We start from the raw sequence: 24,342 nt of genomic DNA, 5'->3' as shown, positions 1-24,342 counted from the left end.
CGGCTATTTCGGCCCGTTCCGACCAGGTGCCGCCCCGATGTGCGCGCCTATTGCGCAGACCGGCTCAGGGCAAAGAATCGGTCCGCGTGTTCAAACGCTTCGCGCTTGTGCGCGGCCATGGTTTTTGCCTCGTCGTCCTCGCCCCATTGCTCTTCCTGCCAATGCTCGTCGATACGCGAAATATCCCATGCAGCCTCGGCGGAAAGGCGTTTTCGGGCCACCGCAAAGCCGAGAATCAGCGACCCCGAGATTGCCACCAGATCGTGGAACCCGGCCAGTTCGAACGCCGTCAGCGCATGCACCTGACCCGAGAGTCGCGCCAGGGCGTCCGGGTCCTGGGGGGTGTGCATGATGCCGGTCCGCGGCTCTAGACGAGCGCCCAAATCTTGGGCAGCCCAGTCCAGCAGCGGGTCCCAGGCGGCGGCCTGACGCGACACCAGCTCTTCGGGGCTGTCGGCGCGGTAGCACAGCAGGTCGCTGTCGCCATAGGCGGCCAGCATGTCGGCCACCTCTGGCTGCTGCACGGCGACCTTGTCGATCGCCGCGTTGGCGCTGCGGGTATAGGGCATCGACAGCGGGTCGATCACCTTGTCCTGCGCGGCCCATTCGGCGGCCACCGCCTGCGCCAGCGCCCTGGTTGGAACCACCAGCGCGGATTTGGCGGGGGTGCGCACCGGGCGGGTGTCCAGCGTCACGGTCCAGCCGCCCTCGGCCGGCGCGACCTCGGCCGTTTTCCAGAATCGCTTTGCCGTCCAGCCGCCGCTCATGTCTGCCCCCAGATCTGTTCCAGCAATCCCGGCAAAAGCCGGATGTCGTCGATCACCACATTCGCCTCGCGCAGCCGGTCGCGGCCGTGATAGCCCCAGCTGACGCCGATGGCCAAAAGCCCCGCGGCGCGCGCCATTTCCATGTCGTAACTGGTGTCGCCCACCATCACCGCCTGCCGCGGCTCGAGCCCCGTGTCGTCGAGCGCAGCGCGCAGCATCGAGGGATGCGGTTTCGACGGGTGATCGTCGGCGCAATGCTGGGTGACGAACATCGACCCCATCTGATGCGCCTCCATCAGCTTGTTGAGCCCGCGGCGGGATTTCCCGGTCGCCACGCCCAGCAGAACCTCGGGGATCGTGTGCAGTTGATCCAGCACACCGCGCACATGCGGATAAAGCGGCGAGGACACATCGGCCCCGTTTTGCGCGCGCAGCTCGATATAGGCGTCCTTGTAGGCCGCCACCATCTCGCGCCGCTCGGGTGTGGCGATGCCGGGCACCAGCTGCCCGATCGCCTCGGGCAGCGACAAGCCGACGATGCCCAGGATGTCGTCCCGCGCCGGCGCGGCGCGATCCACCCGGGCAAAGGCCGCCGTCATCGCTGCCAGGATATCCGCCTGGCTGTCGACAAGCGTGCCGTCGACGTCGAACACTACCAGCCGCAGGTCGGTCATTGCAGCTCCTCGAAGGGGTCCTCGGCGGCCAGATCCTCGGTCCAGCCGAAGGTCTTCCAGGTGTGGGCCATATGTTCGGGCAAGGGCGCGGTCACGGTGATCGCTTCGCGCGTCACGGGATGTTCGAACCGCATCATCCGCGCATGCAGATGCAGTTTTTTCGAGATAATCCCGCCCAGCTGCGCGCCCCAGCCGTCGCCCTGGTTCTCTTGCCCGGAACCGCCGTATTTGCCGTCGCCGATGATCGGATGCCCGATCTCGGCCATATGCGCGCGAAGCTGGTGCGTGCGCCCGGTCAGCGGCTCCATCGCGACCCAGGACGCGCGGCCCGCCACGCGGTAGAGCGTGGCGTAAAGCGTATGCGCGCGCTTGGCGCCGGGCGTGCCGTCCACATCGCGCGGATGCAGCGCGATCATCTTCTCGCCCTCGCCCTTGGCCCCGCGCCCAGGTGCCTTGACCAGACCGTACTTGATCTCGCCCAGATACGGGGTCGGCACCCCGGCGACGAGCGCCCAGTAGATCTTGCGGGTGTCCTTGTGCCGCATGGCCGCCGTCAGCGCCTGCGCCGCCGCGCGGTTGCGCGCCAGAAGCAGAACGCCCGAGGTGTCCTTGTCCAGCCGGTGCACCAGCCGCGGCTTTTCCTCGGCGTCAAAGCGCAGGGCCTCGGCCAGACCGTCGACATGGCGGGTCTGCTTGCTGCCGCCCTGGGTCGGCAGACCGGGCGGCTTGTTCAGGGCGATGACGTCGTCGTCCATGTAGATCACGCAATCGCGGATCATCCTGGCGTCGGCCTCGGAGACCGTGGATTTCGGTCTTGGCTTGACCTCGCCCGGATCAGGCAGCGGCGGGATGCGCACCTCTTGCCCGGCCTCCAGCCGGGTCGCGGCCTTGACCCGGCCGCCATCGACGCGCAGCTCGCCCTTGCGGCACATCTTTTCGATGCGCCCTTGCCCGAGATGCGGAAACATCCGTTTCAGCCAGCGGTCCAGCCGCTGGTCGCCGTCGCCCTCGGCCACCGTGATCATCTGTACCCGGCTCATTGCACCCATCCCCGCGCGGCCCAAAGCCCCGCCATCAACCCCGCCAGCGACAAGACGACCGACGCCGCCACATAGCCCGCCGCCAAGGCCACTTGCCCGCGTTCGTAGATCGTTATCGCGTCCAGCGAAAACGCCGAAAACGTCGTGAACCCGCCCAGTACCCCCGTCATCAGCAGCGGCGCGTGCCGCATGCCGCCGACATGCGCCAGAACGACGACGAGGCAGCCCATCAGGAACGAGCCGACGATGTTCACCGTCAGCGTGCCCCACGGAAACCCGCTGCCCATGATGCGGATGGCCGCCACGCCCGTCAGGTAACGCAGAACGGCCCCCAGCGCGCCGCCAAGGGCGACCTGTATCAGGGTCAGGCTCATGCGCGCGTCTGTCGCGCGGCGCAGCGCGGTTGTCAAGCACACGGCCCATTGCGCGCGCGCGGCGCGGCGCTACAGTTGTTTCCCGACAGGAGGACCGACACCCATGCCCAGCCGCCGCCAGTTCCTTGGCACGCTCGCCGCCAGCTGCGCCCTGCCCCGCGTTCTGCATGCCACCGGCCCCGCGCCGCTGCGGCTGCGCGCGGCGCCCTCGCGGGCGCGGATCGCGCCCGCAGGTTATCCCGAAACCGATCTGTGGACCTTCAACGGCACGATGCCGGGCGAGGAATTGCGCTTGCGCCAGGGCGAGAGGCTGCGCGCCGAGCTGGTCAACGACCTGCCGCAGCCGACCTCGGTGCATTGGCACGGGATCCGCATCGACAACGCCATGGACGGCGTGCCAGGACTGACTCAAGACCCGGTGATGCCGGGCGAGCGGTTCAGCTATGAGTTCGATCTGCCGGATGCGGGCACCTATTGGTACCACAGCCACGCGCAAACGGTCGAACAGGTGGAGCGCGGCCTTTACGGCGCGCTGATCGTCGAGGAATCGGACCCGCCCGATGTGGACGCGGATCTGGTGTTGGTGGTGGACGACATGCGGCTTGACCGAGACGCCGCGATCACCTTCGATTTCGACGCCCCGCACGACCGCAGCCACGCCGGCCGGATCGGCAATGCCTGGCTGGTCAACGGTCAAATGGACCCGCGCCAGAAGGTGCGGCGCGGCGACCGGCTGCGCCTGCGGCTGATCAATGCTGCCAACGCGCGCGTCTATGTGCTGGGCCTGATGGGGATGACCGGCTGGACCGTCGCGCTGGATGGCATGCCGTTGGCGGCGCCGGAACCCTTGGAGGAACAGTTCCTTCTGGCCCCGGCGCAGCGGATGGATGTGATCGTGGATGTGACCACCGACGAGGCCGAGGCCTTCCTGATCAGCCTTGAACGCGACGGCGGTTATGCCATCGCCACGTTCGACGTGGACCCGGGCGGTGCTGCGCGTGGCACCGCCCCGGCGGCGCTGCCGCCCAATCCCGGCTTTCCCATCGACCTTGCCAATGCGCGGACCGTGCCCCTGCTGATGGAGGGCGGCGCCATGGGCGGGATGAGCGGTGCGGTTCTGGACGGCGAGCGGCAGGACATGCGCGGACTTGCGCAGCAGAATGTCTTTTGGGCGTTCAACGGCACGGTGGGCCGGATGGGCGATTACGGCATCGGCGATCCGCTGATCGAGGTCGATCGCGGCGAATCGGTGCGGATCGGGATCGCCAACGACACCGCCTTCGATCACGCCATGCACCTGCACGGCATGCATTTCGCCGAAGTCCGGAGCGACGGATCGCTTGGGCCGCTGCGCGACACGCTTCTGGTGCAACGCGGCGAAACACGCGAAATCGCCTTTGCGGCGCATAACCCGGGCGACTGGCTCTTTCATTGTCACATGCTGGCGCATCACGCGGCGGGCATGGGCACCTGGCTGCGGGTGCGCGGCTGAGCCGGAGGGCGGGCGAGCGTCCGGCGCCGGAGTGGGGGCCAGCCCCCACACCCCCGGTATATTTATGGATCAATGAAGGGGCGGGTCAGCCCTGGCGGTCACGGCGAAGCTTGGCGAAATAGGTGACGCGTTTTTTCAGCTCGCGTTCGAAGCCGCGTTCGACCGGTTGATAGAAATCCTGCCTTTCGAGGGTTTCAGGGAAGTAGTCCTGCCCGGAAAAGCCGTCTTCGGCATCGTGGTCATAGGCATAGCCGGCGCCGTAACCCTGGTCTTTCATCAGCCGCGTCGGCGCGTTGAGGATGTGTTTCGGCGGCGGCTCGGATCCGCTTTTCTTGGCCTGGGCGCGGGCGGCCTTGTAGGCGGCATAGGCGGCGTTGGATTTCGGCGCGAGTGCGAGATAGATCACCGCCTGGGCCAGCGCCAGTTCGCCTTCGGGCGAGCCGAGGCGTTCGTAACTCTCCCACCCCTGCAGGCAGACCGCCTGGGCCTGCGGGTCGCCCAGCCCGATGTCCTCGACCGCCATGCGGGTCAGGCGGCGGGCCAGGAAGCGCGGGTCCTCGCCGGCCTCGAGCATGCGGGCGAACCAGTAGAGCGCCGCATCCGGATCCGAGCCGCGCACCGATTTGTGCAGCGCCGAGATCAGGTTGTAATGCCCGTCGCCGGATTTGTCGTATTGCGCCGCGCGCCGCATCAGCCGCGTGCTGAGCGCCTCGGTGTCGAGCTTGGCGTCGGTTTTCCACGCCATCACCTGCTCGACCAGGTTCAGGAGCGCGCGCCCGTCGCCATCGGCCATTTCCAGGAGCGCCTCGCGCGCGGGCCCGTCGAGCGGCAGGGCGCGGCCCAGTTCCTGCTCGGCGCGTTGGGCGAGGCATTCCAGGTCGGCCAGATCGAGCCGTTCGAGCACCAGCACCTGCGCACGGCTGAGCACGGCGGCGTTAAGCTCGAAACTGGGGTTTTCCGTGGTCGCGCCGACCAGAAGGATGGTGCCGTCCTCCATATGCGGCAGAAATCCGTCCTGCTGGGCCTTGTTGAAGCGGTGGATCTCGTCGACGAAGAGGAGCGTGCCCTGCCCGTTGGAACGCCGGTGCTTGGCCGCCTCGAAGACCTTGCGCAGATCGGGGACGCCGGTGAAGATCGCGCTGATCTGGACGAAATGCAGGTCGGTCGCATCCGCCAGCAGCCGCGCGATGGTCGTCTTGCCCACCCCCGGCGGCCCCCAAAGAATGAGCGACCCCAGCGCGTTGTTGGCCAGCATCACGCCCAGCGGCGCGTCGGGGCCCAGGACCTGCTCCTGCCCGATGACCTCGTCCAGAGACCTGGGGCGCAGCCTGTCGGCGAGAGGGCGCGGCGCGCTGTCGGGCACCGCCTCGCCTTTGTCGAAGAGATCCGCCATATCAGACCCGGAACCGCAGCGACACGCGGCGATTGCCGCGCAGAAGATCCAGCCGGATCCGCGGCGCTGCGCGGCGCAGCAGGCCGTCGATCGCCCGCGGGCCTGTCACCTCGGCGCCGTTGATCCGGCGCAGCACGTCGCCGGCGCGCAGCCCTGCGCGCGCGCCATAGGGGCCCGGATCGGTCACCACCACACCCTCGGCCTGCAGCGGCAGGCCCATCTCACTGGCCAGCGCCGGGTTGACCCGCGCCACGACGAGCCCGGGCAGGACGCCGCTTGCATCCAGCGCGGTGGTCTCGCGCGGCGGATCGTCCGGTGGCGCGATCATGCGAACGGTCAGGTCCAGCGGGTCGCCCTGCCGCAGCGCCTCGATCCGCGCGTCATGGCCGATCCCGCGGACGGACATGCGGTAGATCATCTCGGCAGGCGTGTTCACCGGCTGGCCGTCGACCGCGCGGATGACATCGCCGACCGCCACCCCCGCCTCGCGGAACGGGCTGAGCGGATGAAGCTGCGCAATCACCACGCCGCCCGGCATGCTGAGCCCAAGGCTCCCCGACAGATCCGCATCGACAGCCTGGCCGACGACACCGGCCCAGGGCCGTTCGAAGCGGATCTTGCCCGCGCGCGCCTGCGCTACGAATTGCGCCACGAGCGCGGAGGGGATCGCGAAACCGATGCCGTTCGATCCACCCGAGCGGGTCAGGATCGAGGTGTTGACCCCGATCAGCCGGCCCTGAACGTCGATCAGTGCGCCGCCGGAGTTGCCCGGATTGATTGGCGCGTCGGTCTGGATGAAATAGCCGCGCGCATTGCCGGTTGCCGTGCCCGACCGCGCCAAGCCTGAGACAATGCCGCTGCTGACGGTCTGGCCGACACCGAAAGGATTGCCGATGGCCAGCACCAGTTCGCCCACCTCGACCGTATCGCTGTCGCGCAGGGTCAGATGCGGCATGTCGCGGGCCTCCTCGAGCTGGAGGATGGCAAGGTCCGCCTCCTCATCCCCCAGCAGAACCCGCGCCTGAAACTCGGTGCGGTCATTCAGCACCACGCGGATGTCGGTGGCCTGTCCCACAACGTGGTAATTCGACACGACGATGCCATCAGGCGACAGGATGACCCCCGACCCGAGCGAATTCTGCACCCGCGGACGCCCGCCGAAATCGCGAAAGAAACCGCCGAAGAAAGGATCGTCGGCAAAGGGGCTTCGGGTCTCCACGACCCGGCTGGCATAGATATTGACGACCGCAGGCGCCGCCTCGCGCACGAGCGGCGCGAAACTCAATGTGATTTCGGCCCTGTCCTGCGGCACGCGCACCTCAGCCGCCAGCGGGGTCGCAAGGGCCAGGCAGAGGATGAGAAACCGCACGATCATGCCTTGGATATGTCCGCACGACACGGTTTTTGCAAGGGTCGGGAATCGCCCCGTCCCCCTGCTTCTTCTTGGCCTAAATACTCAAAACGCCGGTGTCGGGGCCGGGACCACCGCCTACAAAAAAGAGCCCCGCCGTTTCCGGCAGGGCCCGTTTACACGATACGTCCGAAGATCACTCTTCGTCGGCCATCGTCTCTTCTTCGGCGACGCGGGCCTTGTCGGCCGCACCCTTGGCGTCGACATCGCGTTCGACGAATTCGATGATCGCCATCGGCGCCATGTCGCCATAGCGGAACCCGGCCTTCAGCACACGCACAGTGCCGCCGTTGCGGTCCTTGTAGCGCGGGCCGATCACCTCGAAGAGCTTGGCCACATGCTTGTCTTGCTTGAGCTGGGCGGCGGCCTGACGGCGGGCGTGCAGATCGCCGCGCTTGCCGAGGGTGACCAGCTTTTCGATCACGCGCTTGAGCTCCTTGGCCTTGGGCAGCGTGGTCTTGATCTGTTCATGTTCGATGAGAGAGCCGGCCATGTTCGCCCACAGCGCCTTGCGGTGCTCGTGGGTGCGGTTCAGGCGGCGGTAGCCTTTTGCGTGACGCATTTTCTTGTTCCTTCTACGTGTTTTGCTTTGTCCGGGGTCCGATGCGTGTCAGACCCTCACCTTGGGGCGGATGCCCGGGGGCGGTGCGCGGGGACCGCGCACCCTACGGACCGGAACCCGTAGGGTGCGCATTCATTGCGCACCGCGTCTTAGAACGAGTCTTCCAGCTTCTTGGCCAGATCCTCGATATTGTCCGGCGGCCAGTCCTCGACATCCATGCCAAGGTGCAGGCCCATGCCCGACAGCACTTCCTTGATCTCGTTGAGAGACTTGCGGCCAAAGTTCGGCGTGCGCAGCATCTCTGCCTCGGTCTTCTGGATCAGGTCGCCGATATAGACGATGTTGTCGTTCTTCAGGCAGTTGGCCGAGCGCACCGAAAGTTCCAGCTCGTCCACCTTCTTGAGAAGCAGCGGGTTGAATTCCAGCCCGTCGTCCTCATCGGCGCGCGAGGCGCTTTCCGGCTCGTCGAAGTTCACGAAGATCGACAGCTGATCCTGCAGGATGCGCGCGGCATAGGCGATGGCGTCCTCGGGGGTGACCGACCCGTCGGTCTCGACCTTCATGGTCAGCTTGTCGTAATCAAGCACCTGGCCCTCGCGGGTCGGCTGCACGTCGTAGGCCACCTTCTTGACCGGCGAATAGATCGCGTCGATCGGGATGAGGCCGATGGGCGCGTCCTCGGGCTTGTTCTTGTCGGCGGACACATAGCCCTTGCCGGTGTTGACCGTCAGCTCGATGAACAGATCCGCACCGTCGTCGAGGTGGCAGATCACGTGATCGCGGTTCAGCACCTCGATGCCGTTGGTCTCGGCGATGTCACCGGCGGTGACCACACCCGGACCCTTGGCGTTGATCGACACGCGCTTGGGGCCCTCGACCTCCATGCGCAGGCTGACGCCCTTGAGGTTCAGGACGATGTCGGTCACGTCTTCGCGCACACCGGCGACCGACGAGAACTCGTGCAGCACGTTGTCGATCTGCACGCTGGTGATGGCGGCGCCCTGAAGCGACGACAGCAGCACGCGGCGCAGCGCGTTGCCCAGCGTCAGACCAAAGCCGCGTTCGAGCGGTTCGGCCACGACCGTGGCGACCTTTGCGGGGTCGGCGCCCGGTTTCACGTCCAGTTGCGCAGGCTTGATCAGCTCGGCCCAATTCTTGTGGATCATGCGTCCCTCCATTCCTGTCTTCTCCCCATGTCCAAAAGGCGAAGACGCCCGAGGTTTCAATGACACGCCATTTTTTCAAATGGCATCCGGGGCCGTGCGCGCAGGCACAGCCCCGGAAAATTTTTCGGCGGGATCAGACCCGGCGGCGCTTGGGCGGACGGCAGCCGTTGTGCGCAACCGGCGTTACGTCGCGGATCGACGTGATGTTGAAGCCGACGGCGGCCAGCGCGCGCAGCGCCGATTCACGGCCCGACCCGGGCCCCTGCACTTCGACTTCCAGCGTCTTCACGCCATGTTCCTGCGCCTTCTTGCCGGCGTCTTCGGCGGCCATCTGGGCGGCATAGGGGGTCGACTTGCGCGAGCCCTTGAAGCCCATGGTCCCGGCGGACGACCAGGCAATCGCGTTGCCCTGTACGTCCGAGATCAGGATCTTGGTGTTGTTGAAGCTGGAATTCACATGCGCGACGCCCGCCGCGATGTTTTTGGAGACCTTTTTCTTGCCCCGACGTGTATCTCGTGCCATCTCGCGTCCCCCTTACTTCTTCTTGCCGGCGATGGGCTTTGCGGGGCCCTTGCGCGTGCGTGCGTTGGTATGGGTGCGCTGACCGCGCACGGGCAGGTTGCGGCGATGACGCAGACCGCGGTAGCAGCCCAGATCCATCAGGCGCTTGACGTTCATCTGCACTTCGCGGCGCAGGTCGCCCTCGACCGTGTAGTTGGCGTCGATATGTTCGCGGACGGCCAGAACCTCGGCATCCGAGAGTTCGTTGACGCGCCGTGAGACATCGATGTTCACGGCGTCGCAGATGGCCTTGGCCGCCGAATGGCCAATTCCGGTGATATAGGTGAGTGCGATCGGCACCCGTTTGTTTGTCGGGATATTTACGCCGGCAATACGTGCCACGTGTCCGTTCCTTTTCGTTGCGGGTCCGTAGCTCCAGACCCTTTTTTCACAACATGCGGCCCGCGGCGGTGCGCCGTCAGGCCTTAGCTGATCAGGTGATCTGCGGCATCGGGCGCGACCCGGACCGCAAGGCGATTCTCGAACTCGAGATGGCGCTATCTATGAGCCGCCGGGCGCAGGGTCAACCCCATGTCAAGAGGTTTCTTCCACGCCTGCCGTTTCATCCCTTGCGATGGGAGAATTTGGCGGCAAAAGCGCCCGTCATTGGCCCAGTGGGGGCCGGCCCCCACACGCATGTTTTGGTGGGGGCCAGCCCCCACACCCCCGGGATATTTATGGATCAATGAAGGGGCGGGCGCGGTGTGCGGTGTCAGCCGTCGAGCTTTTCGGCGATAGCTGACTTGACCTCGTCGATCTCGCCCAGGCCGTCGACGCGGGTGTGCTGACCTTTGGCGTAGTAATAGCCGATCAGCGGCGAGGTCTGCTTGTAATATTCCATCAGACGCTTCTTGAGGCTGTCCTCGTTGTCGTCGGCGCGGCGCTTGAATTCGGTGCCGCCGCAGTTCGAGCATTTGCCGTCCGCCGGGATTGGCTTGGTGATGTCGTTGTAGACCTCGCCGCAATTGCCACAGGTCGAGCGGGCGGTGATGCGGGCCACCAGTGCCTCGTCGTCGACGCGCAGTTCGACCACGCGGTCGAGCGTCTGGCCGCATTCATTCAGCAGTTGGGCCAGGGCATCGGCCTGCGCGAGCGTCCGGGGGAAGCCGTCGAAGATGAAGCCGTTGCCGCCCTCGGCCAGCTTTTCGCGGATCAGGCCGATGACGATCTCGTCGGTCACCAGATCGCCGCGCGCCATCACGTCGGCCACGATCTTGCCCATCTCGGTGCCGCTGTCTTTGGCCTCGCGCAGCATGTCGCCGGTGGAAAGCTGGGTCATGCCCCGCTCTTCGACCAGAATGCGCGCCTGTGTGCCTTTGCCCGCGCCCGGCGGTCCCAAAAGAATGATGTTCATCTGCGTGCAGGCCCCTTGTTCTTGCGGCCCTTACCCTTGCCGCGAAGCTGCGACTTTTGAATGAGACCTTCGTATTGATGCGCCAGAAGGTGGCTCTGCACCTGCTGGATGGTGTCCATCGTCACGCTCACCACGATCAGCACCGAGGTGCCGCCGAAATAGAACGGGATGGCGTATTGCGCCCGCAGGATTTCGGGCAGCAGGCAGACCGCCGCCAGATAGGCCGAGCCGAGCACCAGCACGCGGTTGACCACGTATTCCAGATATTCCGCCGTCTTCTTGCCGGGGCGGATGCCGGGCACGAAGCCGTTCTGGTTCTTGAGGTTGTCGGCCACGTCATCGGGTTTGAAGCTGACGTTGAACGTGTAGAAATAGGCGAAGAAGACGATCATCGCCGCGAAGAACAGCAGGTAGAGCGGCTGGCCGGGGCCGAAATAGGCCAGGATCGTCGACATGATCGGGCCGGTCTGGCTGCCCGAGAAGGTGCTGATCGTCGTCGGCAGCAGCAGCAGCGACGAGGCGAAGATTGCCGGGATCACGCCCGCCGGGTTCACCTTGACCGGCAGATCGGACATCTGCGCCTCGGTCATTTTCATGCCCACCTGGCGTCGCGGGTACTGGATCTTGATCTTTCGCAAGGCCCTTTCCATGAAGACCACGAAGGCGATCACCGCAACGACCATGATCATCACGCCGATGATGACGGCGGGCGACAGCGCGCCCGAGCGGCCGGATTCGAAGAATTGCGCCAGGGCGGCGGGCAGTTCGGCGATGATGCCGACGAAGATGATCAGCGAGATGCCGTTGCCGACGCCGCGCGCGGTGATCTGTTCACCGAGCCACATCAGGAACATGGTGCCGCCGACCAGCGTGATGACGGTGGAGGCGCGGAAATACCAGCCGGGATCGGTGACCAGGTCCCCGGCTTCAAGCGATACGGCGAGACCGTAGGCCTGGAACGTCGCCAGAAACACCGTGCCGTAGCGGGTGTACTGGTTGATCTTCTTGCGGCCCTGCTCGCCCTCTTTCTTCAGCTGCTCGAGCTGCGGCACCATGGCCGTCAGAAGCTGCACGATGATCGAGGCCGAGATATACGGCATGATCCCCAGAGCAAAGATGCCCATCCGCCCCAGCGCGCCACCGGTGAACATCGACACCATGCCGGCGATGCCCTGCCCGGCCTGTTCGACGAATTCGCGCAATGCCAGCCCGTCGATCCCGGGCACGGGGATGAAGGTGCCCAGACGGTACACGATCAAAAGGCCGAGGGTGAACAGGATGCGGTTGCGCAGGTCGGTGGCTTTGCCCAATGCGGCCCAACTCGTGTTGGCGGCCATTTGCTCTGCTGCGGATACCATGCGGGTCTCTCTTGTCAGACAAACGCCGCCCGGACGGGCTTTCCCACGTCAGGCGGCGTTGTTGGAAAACGTATGTGTGTATGTAAGCGGGCCGTTGCCCGCTCACAAGGCGTTATTCCGCCGCTGCCGCTGTCGTGACCGAAAGCGAGCCGCCTGCCTTCTCGACCGCCTCGACAGCCGATTTCGAGGCTCCGGTGACTTCGATGGTCAGTTTGGCGGTGACGTCGCCTTTGGCCAGCACACGGATGCCGTCGAGCTTGCGGCGCACGAGGCCCGACGCGACCAGCGCGTCCTCGGTGATGGCGGAGCCTGCGTCAAGCTTGCCGGCGTCGACGAATTTCTGGATCAGGCCCAGGTTCACGACGGCATAGCTTTTGCGGTTGGGCTTGTTGAAGCCACGCTTGGGCAGACGCTGGTAGAGCGGCATCTGGCCACCCTCGTAGCCGTTGATTGCCACACCCGAACGGGATTTCTGGCCTTTGATACCACGGCCACCCATCTTGCCCTTGCCCGAACCCGGGCCGCGGCCGATGCGTTTCTTGCGTTTGGTTGCGCCGTCGTTATCGCGCAGTTCATTGAGTTTCATGTCGCTTCTCCATTGCCGGATGTGGCCCCCGAAGCGAATGGGCCAACCGCGGCGTTTCTTGAGTGTCCGAGTCGCGCTGCTGCGCGCCACCGGGGGCATATAGCGGGGCATGCGCAGGCGATCAAGGGGGATGTGGCGCCTTGAGTTAGGTGCACCCTGGACCATAAGATCCCGGCCGCCCGCCTATCCGGCCAACCGCCACGAAAAACCCCCGGGCCTTGCGGTCCGGGGGTCGTGAAAAGCCGGAAGCCGTGGCGTGTCAGCCGCGCTCTTCGACGATTTCCACCAGATGCGGGATCGAGTTGACCATGCCGCGGACCGAAGGCGTGTCCTCCAGCTCGCGGGTCTTGTGCATCTTGTTCAGGCCCAGGCCGATCAGCGTCTGACGCTGCTTGGCGGGGCGGCGGATCGGCGAGCCGACCTGCTTGACGACGATGGTTTTAGCCATGGTTTATGCCTCCTCGGCCACTTGGCTGCTGTCCTGCGGGCTGTCTTCACGCTTGGGCAGAATGTCGGCGACCTTCTTGCCGCGGCGTTGTGCGACCGAACGGGGCGAGGCCTCTTTCGACAGACCGTCCAGCGTGGCGCGGATCATGTTGTAGGGGTTCTGCGAGCCGATCGACTTGGCGACGACGTCCTGGACGCCGAGCATTTCGAAAACCGCACGCATCGGACCACCGGCGATGATCCCGGTACCCTGCGGGGCGGTGCGCATCACCACGCGGCCGGCACCGTGACGGCCCTCGATGTCGTGGTGCAGCGTGCGGCCTTCGCGCAGCGGCACGCGCATCATCTTGCGCTTGGCTTGCTCGGTCGCCTTGCGGATGGCCTCGGGCACCTCTTTCGCCTTGCCCTTGCCAAAGCCGACGCGGCCTTTCTGGTCGCCCACAACCACGAGTGCCGCAAAGCCGAAGCGCTTGCCACCTTTCACGGTCTTGGAGACACGGTTGATCGCCACCAGGCGATCTGCGAATTCCGGCGCTTCGTCGCGGTCGCGACGGCCCCGGCCTCTTTGTTCACGTTCTGCCATGCAGGCATTCCTTTTGTCGGTGGCGCGCTCTGGCGCCGGGTTTGGTCAATCCAGGTGCCCGGACCGGGCCCGGATCATCGAGGCGGCCTGACACGGCCCCCTTCGCTTGTCTTCGACGCAGCGGTGCGCAGTGAATGCGCACCCTACGCCGTCGGTTCTGAACCTGTAGGGTGTGCGCTTTGCGCGCACCGCCCCGTCAGATCTTAAGACCACCCTCGCGGGCCGCATCGGCCAGTGCCTTAACCTTGCCGTGGAACAGAAAGCCGCCACGGTCGAAATAGGCTTCGACCACGCCGGCCTTCTTGGCACGTTCGGCAATCGCGGCGCCCACCTTGGCGGCGGCCTCCACGTTGTTCTTGCCGGCGATGCCCAGGTCCTTCTCGAGCGACGAGGCGGACGCGATGGTCACGCCCTTCACATCGTCGATCAGCTGCACGCTGATGTTCTTGTTGGAGCGGTGCACCGACAGGCGCGGACGCCCGACGTTGACCGCACGAAGCTTGTTCCGAACGCGCAAGCGGCGTTTCTGAAACAGTTGTCTTTTGCTGTTTGCCATTGCCTTGCCGTCCCTTACTTCTTCTTGCCTTCCTTCTGGAAGATATACTCGCCCTTGTAACGCACGCCTTTGCCCTTGTAGGGCTCCGGCCGGCGCCAGTCGCGAATATTGGCGGCCACTTCGCCGACCAGCTGTTTGTCGTGGCCTTCGACCACCAGCTCCGTCGGTTTCGCAGCGGTCACCGTCACTCCAGCGGGAATGTCAAAGTTGACCTCGTGGCTGTAGCCCAGGTTCAGTTTCAGGACATTGCCCTGCACGGCGGCACGATAGCCGACGCCCTGGATTTCCAGCTCTTTCTTGAAGCTGTCGCTCACGCCATGCACCAGGTTCGCGACCATCGTGCGGGTCATCCCCCACTGCTGGCGTGCGCGCTTGGATTTGCCGCGCGGCGCGACCGTGATGGTGTCGCCGTCGAGCGTGATGGTCACGTCGTCGGTGGCGCTGAAGCTCTGGGTGCCCTTCGGCCCCTTCACCTCGACGGTTTGCCCGGACACGGTGGCCGAGACCCCCGAAGGCAGCGTCACCGGTTGTTTGCCAATACGAGACATTGCCTGCTCCTCAGAAGACCGTGCAAAGAACTTCGCCGCCGACGTTCTGGCTGCGCGCGCTTGCATCCGACATCACACCCTTGGGTGTGCTGACAATCGACACGCCCAGGCCCTGACGGACCTGCGGGATGTCCTTGACGCCCATGTAGACGCGGCGGCCGGGGGTCGAAACCCGCTTGAGCTCGCGAATGACGGGGGCGCCGTCGTAGTACTTGAGGCTGATCTCGATGGCCGGGTGACCGTCTGCGCCGGTCGTGGCCTCGTAGCCGCGGATGTAACCTTCGTCCGCCAGCACATCCAGCACCCAGCCACGCAGCTTGGACGCGGGCGTGATGACCGTGGACTTGCCGCGCATCTGCGCATTGCGGATACGGGTCAGCATATCGCCGATAGGATCGTTCATATCTTAACCCTCCTTACCAGCTGGACTTGACCACGCCCGGCAATTGCCCGGCGGAGCCGAGTTCGCGCAGGGCGATCCGGCTGATTTTCAGCTTGCGGTAATAGGCGTGCGGACGCCCCGTCAGCTGGCAACGGTTGTGAAGACGGCTGGGCGAGCTGTTGCGCGGCAGCTTGGCCAGCTGCAGACGCGCCTTGAAGCGCTCTTCCATCGGCTTCGATTCGTCGCTGGCGATCTCTTTCAGAGCCGCCCGCTTGGCGGCGTATTTCTTGACCAGCCGCTCGCGCTTCTTCTCGCGCTCGATCATTGCTTTTTTAGCCATGATATCGCTCCTTTACGCGTTGAAGGGCATGTTGAAATGCTTCAACAGCGCCTTGGCTTCCGCGTCGGTGGCCGCGGTCGTGGTGATGATGACGTCCATGCCCCAGACCTCGTCGACCTTGTCGAAGTCGATCTCGGGGAAGACGATGTGCTCTTTCATACCCATGGCAAAGTTGCCACGGCCGTCAAAGCTCGGCTTCACACCGCGGAAGTCGCGGATACGCGGCATCGCGATGGTGATCAGACGGTCGAGGAATTCGTACATCCGATCGCCGCGCAGGGTCACCTTGGCGCCCAGCGGCATCTCTTCGCGGACCCGGAAGCCGGCGATCGACTTCTTGGCCTTGGTGGTGACGGCGCGCTGACCGGCGATGGTGGTCAGATCGTCGACAGCCGACTTGGCTTTCTTGCTGTCGCGCACGGCTTCGGCGCCACAGCCGATGTTCAGAACGATCTTGTCCAGACGCGGGATCTGCATGTCGTTCTTGTAGCCGAACTCTTCCTTCATCGCGGCCTTGATCGTGTCGCGGAAGGCGGCCTTCAGGCGCGGGGTGTAGGTTGCGGTATCAAGCATCGATCGCGTCCCCCGTGGTTTTGGCAATACGCACCTTCTTGTCGCCTTCGATCTTGAAGCCGACGCGGGTGGGTTTGCCGTTCTTGTCGAGAATGGCGAGGTTCGACAGGTCGATGGGCATCGCCTTGGGCGTGCGGCCGCCCTGCGAATTCTGCGTCTGACGCTGGTGACGGATGGCCATGTTGACACCGTCAACCAGGGCCTTGCCGGACTTGGGATCGACAGAGGCGATGGTGCCCTGCTTGCCCTTGTCCTTGCCGGCCAGCACGACGACCTTGTCGCCCTTACGGAGTTTCGCAGCCATTACAGCACCTCCGGAGCAAGCGAGATGATCTTCATGAAGTTCTTGGCGCGCAGCTCGCGCACGACCGGCCCAAAGATACGGGTGCCGACCGGTTCACCTGCGTTGTTCAGGATGACGGCGGCGTTGCGGTCGAAGCGGATGGCGGTGCCGTCTTCACGACGGACTTCCTTGGCGGTGCGCACGACGACGGCCTTGCGGACATCGCCTTTCTTGACGCGGCCGCGCGGGATGGCTTCCTTCACCGAGACGACAATGATGTCGCCGACGGAGGCGTATTTACGCTTGGAACCACCCAGGACCTTGATGCACTGAACCCGGCGGGCGCCGGAGTTGTCAGCAACATCCAGATTGGTCTGCATCTGGATCATGGGGTTTCTCCTGACCTTTGGGGGGCGTTATTGCCTTGTCCCCATGGTTTCGTTCAAACCGAAAGGTTTTGTCGAAATGAGCAGCTCATCGGTTCCTTGCGGACCCTCCTCGCGAGGAGTGGCCGCAAAGGCACAAGGAGCGGTTATTCCGCCACCACCTCCCAGCGTTTCGTTTTCGAGCGGGGCGCGCATTCGATGATACGCACGGTGTCCCCGACCTGAAACGTCTCGGCCTCGTCGTGAGCCCGGTATTTCTTGGACTTCCGGATCGTCTTTTGCAGAACCGGGTGCTTGAAGCGGCGCTCGACGCTGACGGTCACGGTCTGGGCGTTGGCGGTGCTGGTCACGACGCCTTGCAGGATACGCTTGGGCATGTCTTACGCCTCCGCTGCGGCGGCTGCCGCTTTCTGGTTGAGGATGGTCTTCACACGGGCCACGTCACGGCGCACCTGGCGCATACGGGCGGTGTTCTCCATCTGGCCGGTGGCCTGCTGGAAGCGCAGGTTGAAGGCCTCTTTCTTCAGATTGGCCAGATCGTCACGGAGCTGATCCGGCGTCTTGTCCATAAGTTCCTTGGCGTTCATCGCCTTTTTCCTTTCAACATCACCGGAGAGCCCCTCGTTGCGAGGGTCACCCTGATTCCCGGTGGAGGTGGATGAGCGGGCCGTATAGGCGGGATAGACGCGGTTGGCAAGCGTTTAAGGCAACGCTTTGACAACCCTGTCTCTAAACCACTCTTTTAACGCTTCGAACTCGATCTCGTTCGCAGCGACTGAGACGACCATGTCATCGATTCTCTCGTTGACGGGCACTTCCAAATGATAGCCGCTGCGTTCGATCAGCACTTCGACCAGATGCGCGCGTGATAATCGGAATACGGTCTTGCCAAAGCAGATTCGATCAGATGCAAGCTGACGATGCCGTCCCGTCCGGCATAGCCAATCGCCTCGTCATGCGCCGCAATCGCATCAGCCAGCGTCACGCGGTAATGGCGCCTACCGATCTTTCAACCGTTTCAAAGCGTCTTTTCGACGATTTGAAATGTCCTTGATCGTGGATACGGATGAAGACGACACTTTCGACGTTCCCTTCCCCGTTCCAACCGACATGAAACGACCGCTGGTTCGGTCTCGAACGACCCAGCCACCTTTCACAGGCTGTTTTTCGGTTTTCGTGCTCATCGAACGCATCTCTTTGGTGTCAGCATATCATCCGATATATCATGCGGCGACCGCGCCCTTACAAGCGGCAATCCAGGTCACTCCCACCGATAATTGAAACTCACCGAAATCCGCTCGTCCTCGGCCATGTTCATTGGCACCTCGTGGCGCAGCCAGGATTCCCAGAGCAGCACGTCGCCTACCGCGGGCTTGGCATAGATGAACTGGCGCATCTCGTCCCGCGCATCCTTTCGGCGCGGCGGGGCGGCCATCATCATCGGCAGCCGCGGGTCCTCAAGCTTCAAAGCCGAGGCGCCCTCGGGCATCGCCACGTAGGTCGTGCCGGAAATCACCGAATGCGGATGGATGTGGCTGGAATGCGTGCCGCCTTCGGGCAGGATGTTGATCCAGATGTCCTCGAGCACCAGCGCCTTGTCGCCCAGATCGAACTCCAGATCCGCGGCAAAGGCGGCGACGTGGGCATCCAGCGCCTTGACCAGATAGGCGAAGATCGGGAACCGCCAGGGCAGATCGGTCAGCGATGCGTAAGAGGTGTACCCGGGATAGGCGTTTTCCTCGCACCACTCCTGCCCTGCCTCGTCATCCTCGGCGATGGAATAACACGAGGCCTCGAGCTCGGACGGGTCGATGTCCGGGCCATGCTCGGACAGAGAAGCGCGGTAAAGGCGGGTGACGAAAAGCGATGTGATCTGGGCCATGGCAGCGGTTTACCGCCGGTTCGGCGCCTTGGCGAGCCCTGTTTGCCGGGCACGGTGCGCCGTGAAGGCGCACCCTACGGCAACCGCCCCATTGCGATACGAAAGCGCCCCCGCCAGACGTCTGGCAGGGGCGCAAAATTGTAGGGTGCGCCTTTACGGCGCACCGTGCTTTACCAGTCTTCGCGGACCACGACGCGGGTCTTGACCGGCAGCTTCATCGCGGCCAGGCGCAGCGCCTCGCGGGCGATCTCCTCGCCGACGCCGTCGATCTCGAACATCACGCGGCCCGGCTTGACCTTGCAGGCCCAGTAATCGACCGAACCCTTACCCTTGCCCATCCGAACTTCGGTGGGTTTGGAGGTCACCGGCGTGTCCGGGAAGATACGGATCCAGACGCGGCCCTGACGCTTCATGTGGCGCGTCATGGCCCGGCGGGCGGCTTCGATCTGGCGTGCGGTCACACGCTCGGGCTGAAGCGCCTTGAGGCCGTAGGTGCCGAAGTTCAGATCCGATCCGCCCTTGGCCTCACCCTTGATGCGGCCTTTGTGCATCTTGCGGAATTTCGTACGCTTTGGTTGCAGCATCTTTAGTTCCTCCGACCGCCGCCGGCACCACGGGGTGCGGGACCGTCCTGAAGTTCCTGCGCCTTGCGGTCACGCGCCTGGGGATCGTGCTCCATGATCTCGCCTTTGAAGATCCAGACCTTGATCCCGATGATGCCGTAGGGCGTTACCGCCTCGACATTCGCGTAATCGATATCGGCGCGCAGCGTGTGCAGCGGCACACGGCCCTCGCGGTACCATTCGGTCCGCGCGATCTCGGCGCCGCCCAGACGGCCCGCGACGTTCACCCGGATACCCAGGGCGCCCATGCGCATGGCGTTCTGCACCGCGCGCTTCATGGCGCGGCGGAAGCTGACCCGGCGCTCCAGCTGCTGGGCGATGCTTTCGCCCACCAGACGCGCGTCCAGTTCCGGCTTGCGGACCTCGACGATGTTGAGGTGCAGCTCGCTGTCGGTCATCGCGGCCAGCTTCTTGCGCAGGGTTTCGATGTCCGCGCCTTTCTTGCCGATGATGACGCCCGGACGGGCGGTGTGAACGGTCACCCGGCACTTCTTGTGCGGGCGCTCGATGATGACACGGGCGACGCCGGCCTGCTTGCACTCTTCATGAATGAAGTCGCGGATCTTGAGATCCTCGAGCAGCAGATCGCCGTAGTCCTTGGTGTCTGCATACCAGCGGCTGTCCCAGGTGCGGTTGACCTGCAAACGCATGCCGATCGGATTGGTCTTGTTACCCATTAGGCTTGCTCCTCGACCTGACGCACCTTGATGGTGATCTCCGAAAACGGCTTGTGGATGCGACCGAACCGGCCACGCGCCCGCGGACGGCCACGCTTCATGATCAGGTTCTTGCCCACATAGGCCTCTGCGACGACCAGCTCGTCGACATCCAGACCGTGGTTGTTTTCGGCGTTTGCGATGGCGGACTGAAGGCATTTCTTCACGTCGATCGCGATCCGCTTCTTCGAGAAGGTCAGGTCGTTCAACGCCTTGTCGACCTTCTTGCCGCGGATCAGCTGTGCCACCAGGTTCAGTTTCTGCGGGCTGGTGCGCAGCATGCGCAGCTTCGCCATCGCTTCGTTGTCCGCCACGCGGCGGGGATTCTTATCCTTGCCCATGGCTTACTTCCTCTTGGCTTTCTTGTCGGCAGCGTGACCGTAGTAGGTACGGGTCGGTGCGTATTCGCCGAACTTCTGTCCGATCATGTCCTCGGACACGTTGACCGGAATGTGTTTGTGGCCGTTGTAGACGCCAAACGTCAGGCCCACGAACTGGGGCAGGATCGTCGAGCGGCGCGACCAGATCTTGATGACTTCGTTACGCCCGGATTCGCGCGACGCTTCGGCCTTTTTCAGGACGTAGGCATCGACGAAGGGGCCTTTCCAAACAGAGCGGCTCATGTTTTAGCGCCCTTTCTTCTTGGCGTGCCGCGAGCGGATGATCAGCTTGCTGGACGCTTTGTTCTTGTTCCGGGTCTTGGCACCCTTGGTGGGCTTGCCCCACGGGGTCACCGGATGACGGCCACCCGAGGTGCGGCCCTCACCACCACCATGCGGGTGGTCGATCGGGTTCATCACGACACCACGCACCGACGGGCGGATGCCCTTGTGGCGCATGCGGCCGGCCTTGCCGTAGTTCTGGTTGCTGTTGTCGGGGTTCGACACGGCGCCCACGGTGGCCATGCATTCCTGACGCACCATGCGCAGCTCGCCCGAGCTCAGGCGGATCTGGGCATAGCCGCCGTCACGGCCGACGAACTGGGCATAGGTGCCCGCGGCGCGCGCGATCTGGCCGCCCTTGCCGGGCTTCAGCTCGATGTTGTGAACGATGGTGCCGATGGGCATGCCGCTGAACGGCATTGCGTTGCCCGGCTTGATGTCGGCCTTGGCCGAAGCCACAATCCGATCCCCGATCGCCAGACGCTGGGGGGCCAGGATGTAGGCCTGCTCGCCATCGTCATACTGCACCAGCGCGATGAATGCGGTGCGGTTGGGGTCATATTCGATACGTGCAACCGTGGCGCCGACGTCCGCCTTGTTGCGCTTGAAATCGACGATCCGGTAGAGGCGTTTCGCCCCGCCACCGCGGCGGCGTGCCGTGATACGTCCGGTGTTGTTGCGGCCGCCCGATTTCGTCAGACCCTCGGTGAGGTTCTTGACGGGACGTCCTTTCCACAGCTCCGAACGGTCGATCAGCACCAGCCCGCGCTGGCCCGGCGTCGTAGGTTTGTACGACTTGAGTGCCATGCTTTCTGTCTTCCGTTAGCTTTGCCCGGCTTGCGCCGGACTATGTTTGGGCCTTGCGGCCTTGGGTCATAGGCCCCCGCAGGTGCCCGGTTAGATGCGGTCCTTCGACCAATCGCAAAGCCCCGGACGAATCCGGGGCTTTGCGGATGGGGTCGTGTAGGGGATGAGAGACAGCGGGTCAAGGGGCTGTCGCCATGCCCTCTGATGTGGGTCCCAGCCGCGCCGGAGACGACGCGCGCGGTGGCTCCGCTACAGGTCTTCGGCAGTGCTTTATCCCTGCCACTGGCGCGCTCCTGACGAACGAGGCACCAAGCCCAGCCCAAGAGCCGCCGCATCGGGGCGCGTCGGCTCTGGCGCGGCGACCTTCGGCCTTGATTCCGCGCCCCGGCGCATCGCTCCAACAAAAAGGCCCCCGCGTCGCTGCGGGGGCCTTTCCGTTTCCGTAGGGTGCGCCTTCACGGCGCACCGTCCGCTCAGAGACCGGTGGTCACGTCGATCGTGTTGCCCTCTTCAAGCGTCACATAGGCCTTCTTGACGTCCTTGCGCTTGCCCATCTGGCCGCGGAAGCGCTTGACCTTGCCTTTGGTGATGGTCGTGTTCACGGCCTTCACCTTCACACCAAAGAGGGCCTCGACGGCCTCCTTGATCTGCGGCTTGTTCGCGTCGATGGCCACCTCGAAGACCACCGCGCCGTTTTCCGACGCCATGGTGGATTTCTCAGTGATGATCGGCTTGCGGATCACGTCGTAGTGTTGTGCTTTGGCGCTCATTTCAGGCGTGCCTCCAATGCTTCGACACCCGCCTTCGTCAACACCAGCGTGTCGCGCTTGAGGATGTCATAGACGTTCGCGCCCATGCTGGGCAGCACGTCCAGACCTTCGATGTTGGCCGCGGCGCGGGCAAAGCCCTCGTTCACCTGCGCCCCGTCGATGATCAGCGCGCGCTTCCAGCCCAGGTTCTTGATCTGGCTGGCGAGCGTCTTGGTCTTGCCGTCCGACTCGACCGAGTCGATCACCACCAGCGCGCCGGCCTTGGCCTTGGCGCTGAGCGCGTGCTTCAGACCCAGGGCGCGGACCTTCTTGGGCAGATCGTGCGCATGGCTGCGCGGCGTCGGACCCTTGTAGATACCACCCTTGCGGAAGATCGGCGCCTTGCGCGAACCGTGGCGTGCGCCGCCGGTGCCCTTCTGGCGATAGATCTTCTTGGTCGAATAGCTGACCTCGGAACGGGTCAGAACCTTGTGGGTTCCGGCCTGCGCCTTGTTGCGCTGCCAGCGGACCACGCGGTGCAGGATGTCGGCGCGCGGCTCGAGATCGAAGATCTCGTCCGTCAGCTCGACCGACCCGGCCTTGCCGCCGTCCAGTTTGATCACGTCGAGTTTCATTCGTCGCCTTCCTTCTTCTCGGCCTCGATCGAGGCTTCGGCCTCTTTCAGGGCGGCCTCTTCTGCGGCGGCTGCCTCGGCTGCGGCGGCCTCAGCGGCGGCGGCTTCCTCGGCGGCGGCCTGTGCTGCGGCTTCCTCGGCCAGACGCTTGGCTTCCTCGGCGGCCGAACGCAGGGCTGCGGGCAGGATCACGTTCTCGGGCGTCGGCTTCTTGACCGCGTCCTTGACGGTGACCCAGCCACCTTTGGCGCCCGGAACCGCGCCCTTGATCATGATCAGGCCACGATCGGCGTCGGTCTTGACAACCTGGAGGTTCTGCGTGGTCACGCGGACGGCGCCCATGTGGCCGGCCATCTTCTTGCCTTTGAAGACCTTGCCAGGATCCTGACACTGACCGGTGGAGCCGTGCGAGCGGTGGCTGATCGACACGCCGTGCGAGGCGCGAAGACCGGCGAAGTTGTGACGCTTCATGGCGCCCGCGAAGCCCTTACCGATCGAGGTGCCGGACACGTCCACGTACTGACCCTCGAAGTAATGATCGGCGGTGATTTCCTCACCCACGTCGATCAGGTTCTCAGGCGCGACGCGGAATTCCGCCACCTTCCGCTTCGGCTCGACCGAAGCGACGGCAAAATGGCCGCGCATCGCCTTCGAGACGCGCTTGGCCTTGATGGCGCCGGTGCCCAGCTGAACAGCGGAATAACCGTGCTTGTCAGCGGTGCGCTGTGCGACGACCTGAAGGTTGTCGAGCTGAAGAACGGTCACAGGAACCTGCTTGCCGTCTTCCATGAAAAGCCGGGTCATGCCGACCTTCTTTGCGATGATACCAGAGCGCATGTTCAGTGCCCTCCTTATACCTTGATCTCGACGTCCACGCCGGCGGCGAGGTCGAGCTTCATCAGCGCGTCCACCGTCTGCGGGGTCGGATCAACGATGTCGAGAAGACGCTTGTGCGTGCGGATCTCGAACTGATCGCGGGATTTCTTGTTCACGTGCGGGCCACGCAGAACGGTGAATTTCTCGATCTTGTTCGGCAGCGGGATGGGCCCGCGCACCTGGGCGCCGGTCCGCTTGGCGGTGTTGACGATCTCCTGCGTGCTGGCGTCGAGCACGCGGAAGTCAAACGCCTTGAGCCGGATGCGAATGTTCTGGCTTTGCATTGGTCTAGCCTTCATTGGCGTTGAGGTTGAGAGGAGGGAGCAGGACCACCCGGCCCCCTCGTCGAACCCGTTCGGTTTTTCGCCCGACCCTGACCCGGACTTGATCCGGGTCAGGGTCGGACGAGACCCGTTGTTCTTTCAAACGGTGCGCATGAATGCGCACCCTACGGTGTTGGTGTAGGGTGCGCCTTTACGGTGCACCGTCCGTTTCGCTTACTCGATGATCTTCGACACACCGGGGTTGGCGCGTCTCGGGATCATCGCTTACTCGA

Annotated in this window: 36 protein-coding genes; 1 reads left to right on the top strand and 35 read right to left on the bottom strand. The window is 64.3% G+C overall.

Annotation, left to right across the window (positions count from 1 at the left end; translation table 11 throughout):
- Positions 1-47: 47 nt before the first annotated feature.
- From RXV88_RS13190 to crcB, 4 genes are read right to left on the bottom strand one after another with little or no spacing between them, the layout of a single operon-like run.
- Positions 48-767 (bottom strand): ATP12 family chaperone protein, encoded by a 720-nt coding sequence (locus RXV88_RS13190; RefSeq protein ID WP_316293583.1) that lies wholly within the window; start codon positions 765-767, stop codon positions 48-50.
- Positions 764-1,441, bottom strand: a complete 678-nt coding sequence (locus tag RXV88_RS13185) for an HAD-IA family hydrolase (protein ID WP_316293582.1) — start codon at positions 1,439-1,441, stop codon at positions 764-766. The genes RXV88_RS13190 and RXV88_RS13185 overlap by 4 nt, the downstream gene beginning before the upstream one ends.
- Complete coding sequence (locus RXV88_RS13180; protein WP_316293581.1) at positions 1,438-2,481, bottom strand: RluA family pseudouridine synthase; 1,044 nt, start codon at positions 2,479-2,481, stop codon at positions 1,438-1,440. The genes RXV88_RS13185 and RXV88_RS13180 overlap by 4 nt, the downstream gene beginning before the upstream one ends.
- A complete protein-coding gene (gene crcB, locus RXV88_RS13175; protein ID WP_316293579.1) occupies positions 2,478-2,855 on the bottom strand; it encodes a fluoride efflux transporter CrcB in 378 nt (125 codons plus the stop codon). Before crcB ends, RXV88_RS13180 begins: the two co-directional genes overlap by 4 nt.
- A 103-nt stretch (positions 2,856-2,958) precedes the next feature.
- On the opposite strand from crcB, the gene RXV88_RS13170 reads away from it, so the two are divergent.
- Positions 2,959-4,347: a multicopper oxidase family protein gene (locus tag RXV88_RS13170; protein WP_316293577.1), complete on the top strand. Its 1,389-nt coding sequence runs from the start codon at positions 2,959-2,961 to the stop codon at positions 4,345-4,347.
- A gap of 85 nt (positions 4,348-4,432) precedes the next feature.
- On the opposite strand, the gene RXV88_RS13165 is transcribed toward RXV88_RS13170, so the two are convergent.
- From RXV88_RS13165 to rpsJ, 31 genes are all read right to left on the bottom strand, one after another.
- On the bottom strand, positions 4,433-5,740 hold the full coding sequence (locus RXV88_RS13165; RefSeq protein WP_316293575.1) for a replication-associated recombination protein A: 1,308 nt from the start codon (positions 5,738-5,740) through the stop codon (positions 4,433-4,435).
- A gap of 1 nt (position 5,741) precedes the next feature.
- The gene (locus RXV88_RS13160; protein WP_316293573.1) at positions 5,742-7,115 is read right to left on the bottom strand and encodes a trypsin-like peptidase domain-containing protein; all 1,374 of its coding nucleotides are present in this window, start codon (positions 7,113-7,115) and stop codon (positions 5,742-5,744) included.
- 172 nt (positions 7,116-7,287) lie between these two features.
- Positions 7,288-7,713, bottom strand: a complete 426-nt coding sequence (gene rplQ, locus RXV88_RS13155) for a 50S ribosomal protein L17 (RefSeq protein ID WP_316293571.1) — start codon at positions 7,711-7,713, stop codon at positions 7,288-7,290.
- 149 nt (positions 7,714-7,862) lie between these two features.
- Positions 7,863-8,879, bottom strand: a complete 1,017-nt coding sequence (locus RXV88_RS13150) for a DNA-directed RNA polymerase subunit alpha (RefSeq protein WP_316293569.1) — start codon at positions 8,877-8,879, stop codon at positions 7,863-7,865.
- 133 nt (positions 8,880-9,012) lie between these two features.
- Positions 9,013-9,402, bottom strand: a complete 390-nt coding sequence (gene rpsK / locus RXV88_RS13145; protein ID WP_316293567.1) for a 30S ribosomal protein S11 — start codon at positions 9,400-9,402, stop codon at positions 9,013-9,015.
- A gap of 12 nt (positions 9,403-9,414) precedes the next feature.
- A complete protein-coding gene (gene rpsM, locus RXV88_RS13140; RefSeq protein WP_316293566.1) occupies positions 9,415-9,783 on the bottom strand; it encodes a 30S ribosomal protein S13 in 369 nt (122 codons plus the stop codon).
- A gap of 370 nt (positions 9,784-10,153) precedes the next feature.
- A complete protein-coding gene (locus RXV88_RS13135) occupies positions 10,154-10,795 on the bottom strand; it encodes an adenylate kinase (RefSeq protein ID WP_316293564.1) in 642 nt (213 codons plus the stop codon).
- A complete protein-coding gene (secY, locus tag RXV88_RS13130; RefSeq protein WP_316293562.1) occupies positions 10,792-12,153 on the bottom strand; it encodes a preprotein translocase subunit SecY in 1,362 nt (453 codons plus the stop codon). The genes RXV88_RS13135 and secY overlap by 4 nt, the downstream gene beginning before the upstream one ends.
- A 112-nt stretch (positions 12,154-12,265) precedes the next feature.
- Complete coding sequence (gene rplO, locus RXV88_RS13125) at positions 12,266-12,739, bottom strand: 50S ribosomal protein L15 (protein ID WP_316293560.1); 474 nt, start codon at positions 12,737-12,739, stop codon at positions 12,266-12,268.
- Positions 12,740-12,998: 259 nt separating this feature from the next.
- Entirely contained in the window at positions 12,999-13,187 is a 189-nt protein-coding gene (gene rpmD, locus RXV88_RS13120) for a 50S ribosomal protein L30 (protein WP_316293558.1), read from the bottom strand.
- A gap of 3 nt (positions 13,188-13,190) precedes the next feature.
- On the bottom strand, positions 13,191-13,769 hold the full coding sequence (gene rpsE / locus RXV88_RS13115) for a 30S ribosomal protein S5 (RefSeq protein WP_316293557.1): 579 nt from the start codon (positions 13,767-13,769) through the stop codon (positions 13,191-13,193).
- Positions 13,770-13,965: 196 nt separating this feature from the next.
- Complete coding sequence (rplR, locus tag RXV88_RS13110) at positions 13,966-14,325, bottom strand: 50S ribosomal protein L18 (protein WP_316293555.1); 360 nt, start codon at positions 14,323-14,325, stop codon at positions 13,966-13,968.
- 14 nt (positions 14,326-14,339) lie between these two features.
- A complete protein-coding gene (gene rplF / locus RXV88_RS13105) occupies positions 14,340-14,873 on the bottom strand; it encodes a 50S ribosomal protein L6 (protein ID WP_316293553.1) in 534 nt (177 codons plus the stop codon).
- 10 nt (positions 14,874-14,883) lie between these two features.
- Positions 14,884-15,276 (bottom strand): 30S ribosomal protein S8, encoded by a 393-nt coding sequence (rpsH, locus tag RXV88_RS13100; protein ID WP_316293552.1) that lies wholly within the window; start codon positions 15,274-15,276, stop codon positions 14,884-14,886.
- 13 nt (positions 15,277-15,289) lie between these two features.
- On the bottom strand, positions 15,290-15,595 hold the full coding sequence (gene rpsN, locus RXV88_RS13095; protein WP_316293550.1) for a 30S ribosomal protein S14: 306 nt from the start codon (positions 15,593-15,595) through the stop codon (positions 15,290-15,292).
- A 12-nt stretch (positions 15,596-15,607) separates the two neighbouring features.
- Positions 15,608-16,168 (bottom strand): 50S ribosomal protein L5, encoded by a 561-nt coding sequence (gene rplE / locus RXV88_RS13090; RefSeq protein WP_316293548.1) that lies wholly within the window; start codon positions 16,166-16,168, stop codon positions 15,608-15,610.
- Entirely contained in the window at positions 16,161-16,472 is a 312-nt protein-coding gene (rplX, locus tag RXV88_RS13085; RefSeq protein WP_316293546.1) for a 50S ribosomal protein L24, read from the bottom strand. Before rplX ends, rplE begins: the two co-directional genes overlap by 8 nt.
- A complete protein-coding gene (rplN, locus tag RXV88_RS13080) occupies positions 16,472-16,840 on the bottom strand; it encodes a 50S ribosomal protein L14 (RefSeq protein ID WP_007427594.1) in 369 nt (122 codons plus the stop codon). Before rplN ends, rplX begins: the two co-directional genes overlap by 1 nt.
- A gap of 143 nt (positions 16,841-16,983) precedes the next feature.
- Entirely contained in the window at positions 16,984-17,214 is a 231-nt protein-coding gene (rpsQ, locus tag RXV88_RS13075) for a 30S ribosomal protein S17 (RefSeq protein WP_316293541.1), read from the bottom strand.
- 3 nt (positions 17,215-17,217) lie between these two features.
- Positions 17,218-17,424, bottom strand: coding sequence for a 50S ribosomal protein L29 (gene rpmC, locus RXV88_RS13070; RefSeq protein ID WP_316293540.1), 207 nt, complete (start codon positions 17,422-17,424; stop codon positions 17,218-17,220).
- Between the two features lie 254 nt (positions 17,425-17,678).
- On the bottom strand, positions 17,679-17,822 hold the full coding sequence (locus RXV88_RS13065) for a hypothetical protein (protein WP_316293538.1): 144 nt from the start codon (positions 17,820-17,822) through the stop codon (positions 17,679-17,681).
- Positions 17,823-18,098: 276 nt separating this feature from the next.
- Complete coding sequence (locus RXV88_RS13060) at positions 18,099-18,719, bottom strand: 2OG-Fe(II) oxygenase family protein (protein ID WP_316293535.1); 621 nt, start codon at positions 18,717-18,719, stop codon at positions 18,099-18,101.
- Positions 18,720-18,889: 170 nt separating this feature from the next.
- Positions 18,890-19,303: a 50S ribosomal protein L16 gene (gene rplP, locus RXV88_RS13055; protein WP_316293533.1), complete on the bottom strand. Its 414-nt coding sequence runs from the start codon at positions 19,301-19,303 to the stop codon at positions 18,890-18,892.
- A gap of 2 nt (positions 19,304-19,305) precedes the next feature.
- Entirely contained in the window at positions 19,306-20,019 is a 714-nt protein-coding gene (rpsC, locus tag RXV88_RS13050) for a 30S ribosomal protein S3 (RefSeq protein ID WP_316293531.1), read from the bottom strand.
- Positions 20,019-20,399: a 50S ribosomal protein L22 gene (gene rplV / locus RXV88_RS13045; RefSeq protein WP_316293528.1), complete on the bottom strand. Its 381-nt coding sequence runs from the start codon at positions 20,397-20,399 to the stop codon at positions 20,019-20,021. The genes rpsC and rplV overlap by 1 nt, the downstream gene beginning before the upstream one ends.
- Positions 20,400-20,402: 3 nt before the next feature.
- Positions 20,403-20,681, bottom strand: a complete 279-nt coding sequence (gene rpsS / locus RXV88_RS13040; protein WP_057794973.1) for a 30S ribosomal protein S19 — start codon at positions 20,679-20,681, stop codon at positions 20,403-20,405.
- Between the two features lie 3 nt (positions 20,682-20,684).
- On the bottom strand, positions 20,685-21,527 hold the full coding sequence (rplB, locus tag RXV88_RS13035; RefSeq protein WP_316293525.1) for a 50S ribosomal protein L2: 843 nt from the start codon (positions 21,525-21,527) through the stop codon (positions 20,685-20,687).
- A 473-nt stretch (positions 21,528-22,000) separates the two neighbouring features.
- Positions 22,001-22,297 (bottom strand): 50S ribosomal protein L23, encoded by a 297-nt coding sequence (locus RXV88_RS13030; protein WP_316293523.1) that lies wholly within the window; start codon positions 22,295-22,297, stop codon positions 22,001-22,003.
- The gene (rplD, locus tag RXV88_RS13025; protein ID WP_316293521.1) at positions 22,294-22,911 is read right to left on the bottom strand and encodes a 50S ribosomal protein L4; all 618 of its coding nucleotides are present in this window, start codon (positions 22,909-22,911) and stop codon (positions 22,294-22,296) included. Before rplD ends, RXV88_RS13030 begins: the two co-directional genes overlap by 4 nt.
- Positions 22,908-23,747, bottom strand: a complete 840-nt coding sequence (gene rplC / locus RXV88_RS13020; protein ID WP_316293519.1) for a 50S ribosomal protein L3 — start codon at positions 23,745-23,747, stop codon at positions 22,908-22,910. Before rplC ends, rplD begins: the two co-directional genes overlap by 4 nt.
- Positions 23,748-23,761: 14 nt before the next feature.
- The gene (rpsJ, locus tag RXV88_RS13015; protein ID WP_316293516.1) at positions 23,762-24,070 is read right to left on the bottom strand and encodes a 30S ribosomal protein S10; all 309 of its coding nucleotides are present in this window, start codon (positions 24,068-24,070) and stop codon (positions 23,762-23,764) included.
- Positions 24,071-24,342: the final 272 nt, after the last annotated feature.

Source organism: Aestuariicoccus sp. MJ-SS9 (assembly GCF_032586235.1).
Taxonomy (GTDB): domain Bacteria; phylum Pseudomonadota; class Alphaproteobacteria; order Rhodobacterales; family Rhodobacteraceae; genus Aestuariicoccus.
The sequence above is the reverse complement of the archived record's forward strand: the minus strand, read 5'-3'. Positions and strand labels throughout refer to the sequence as shown.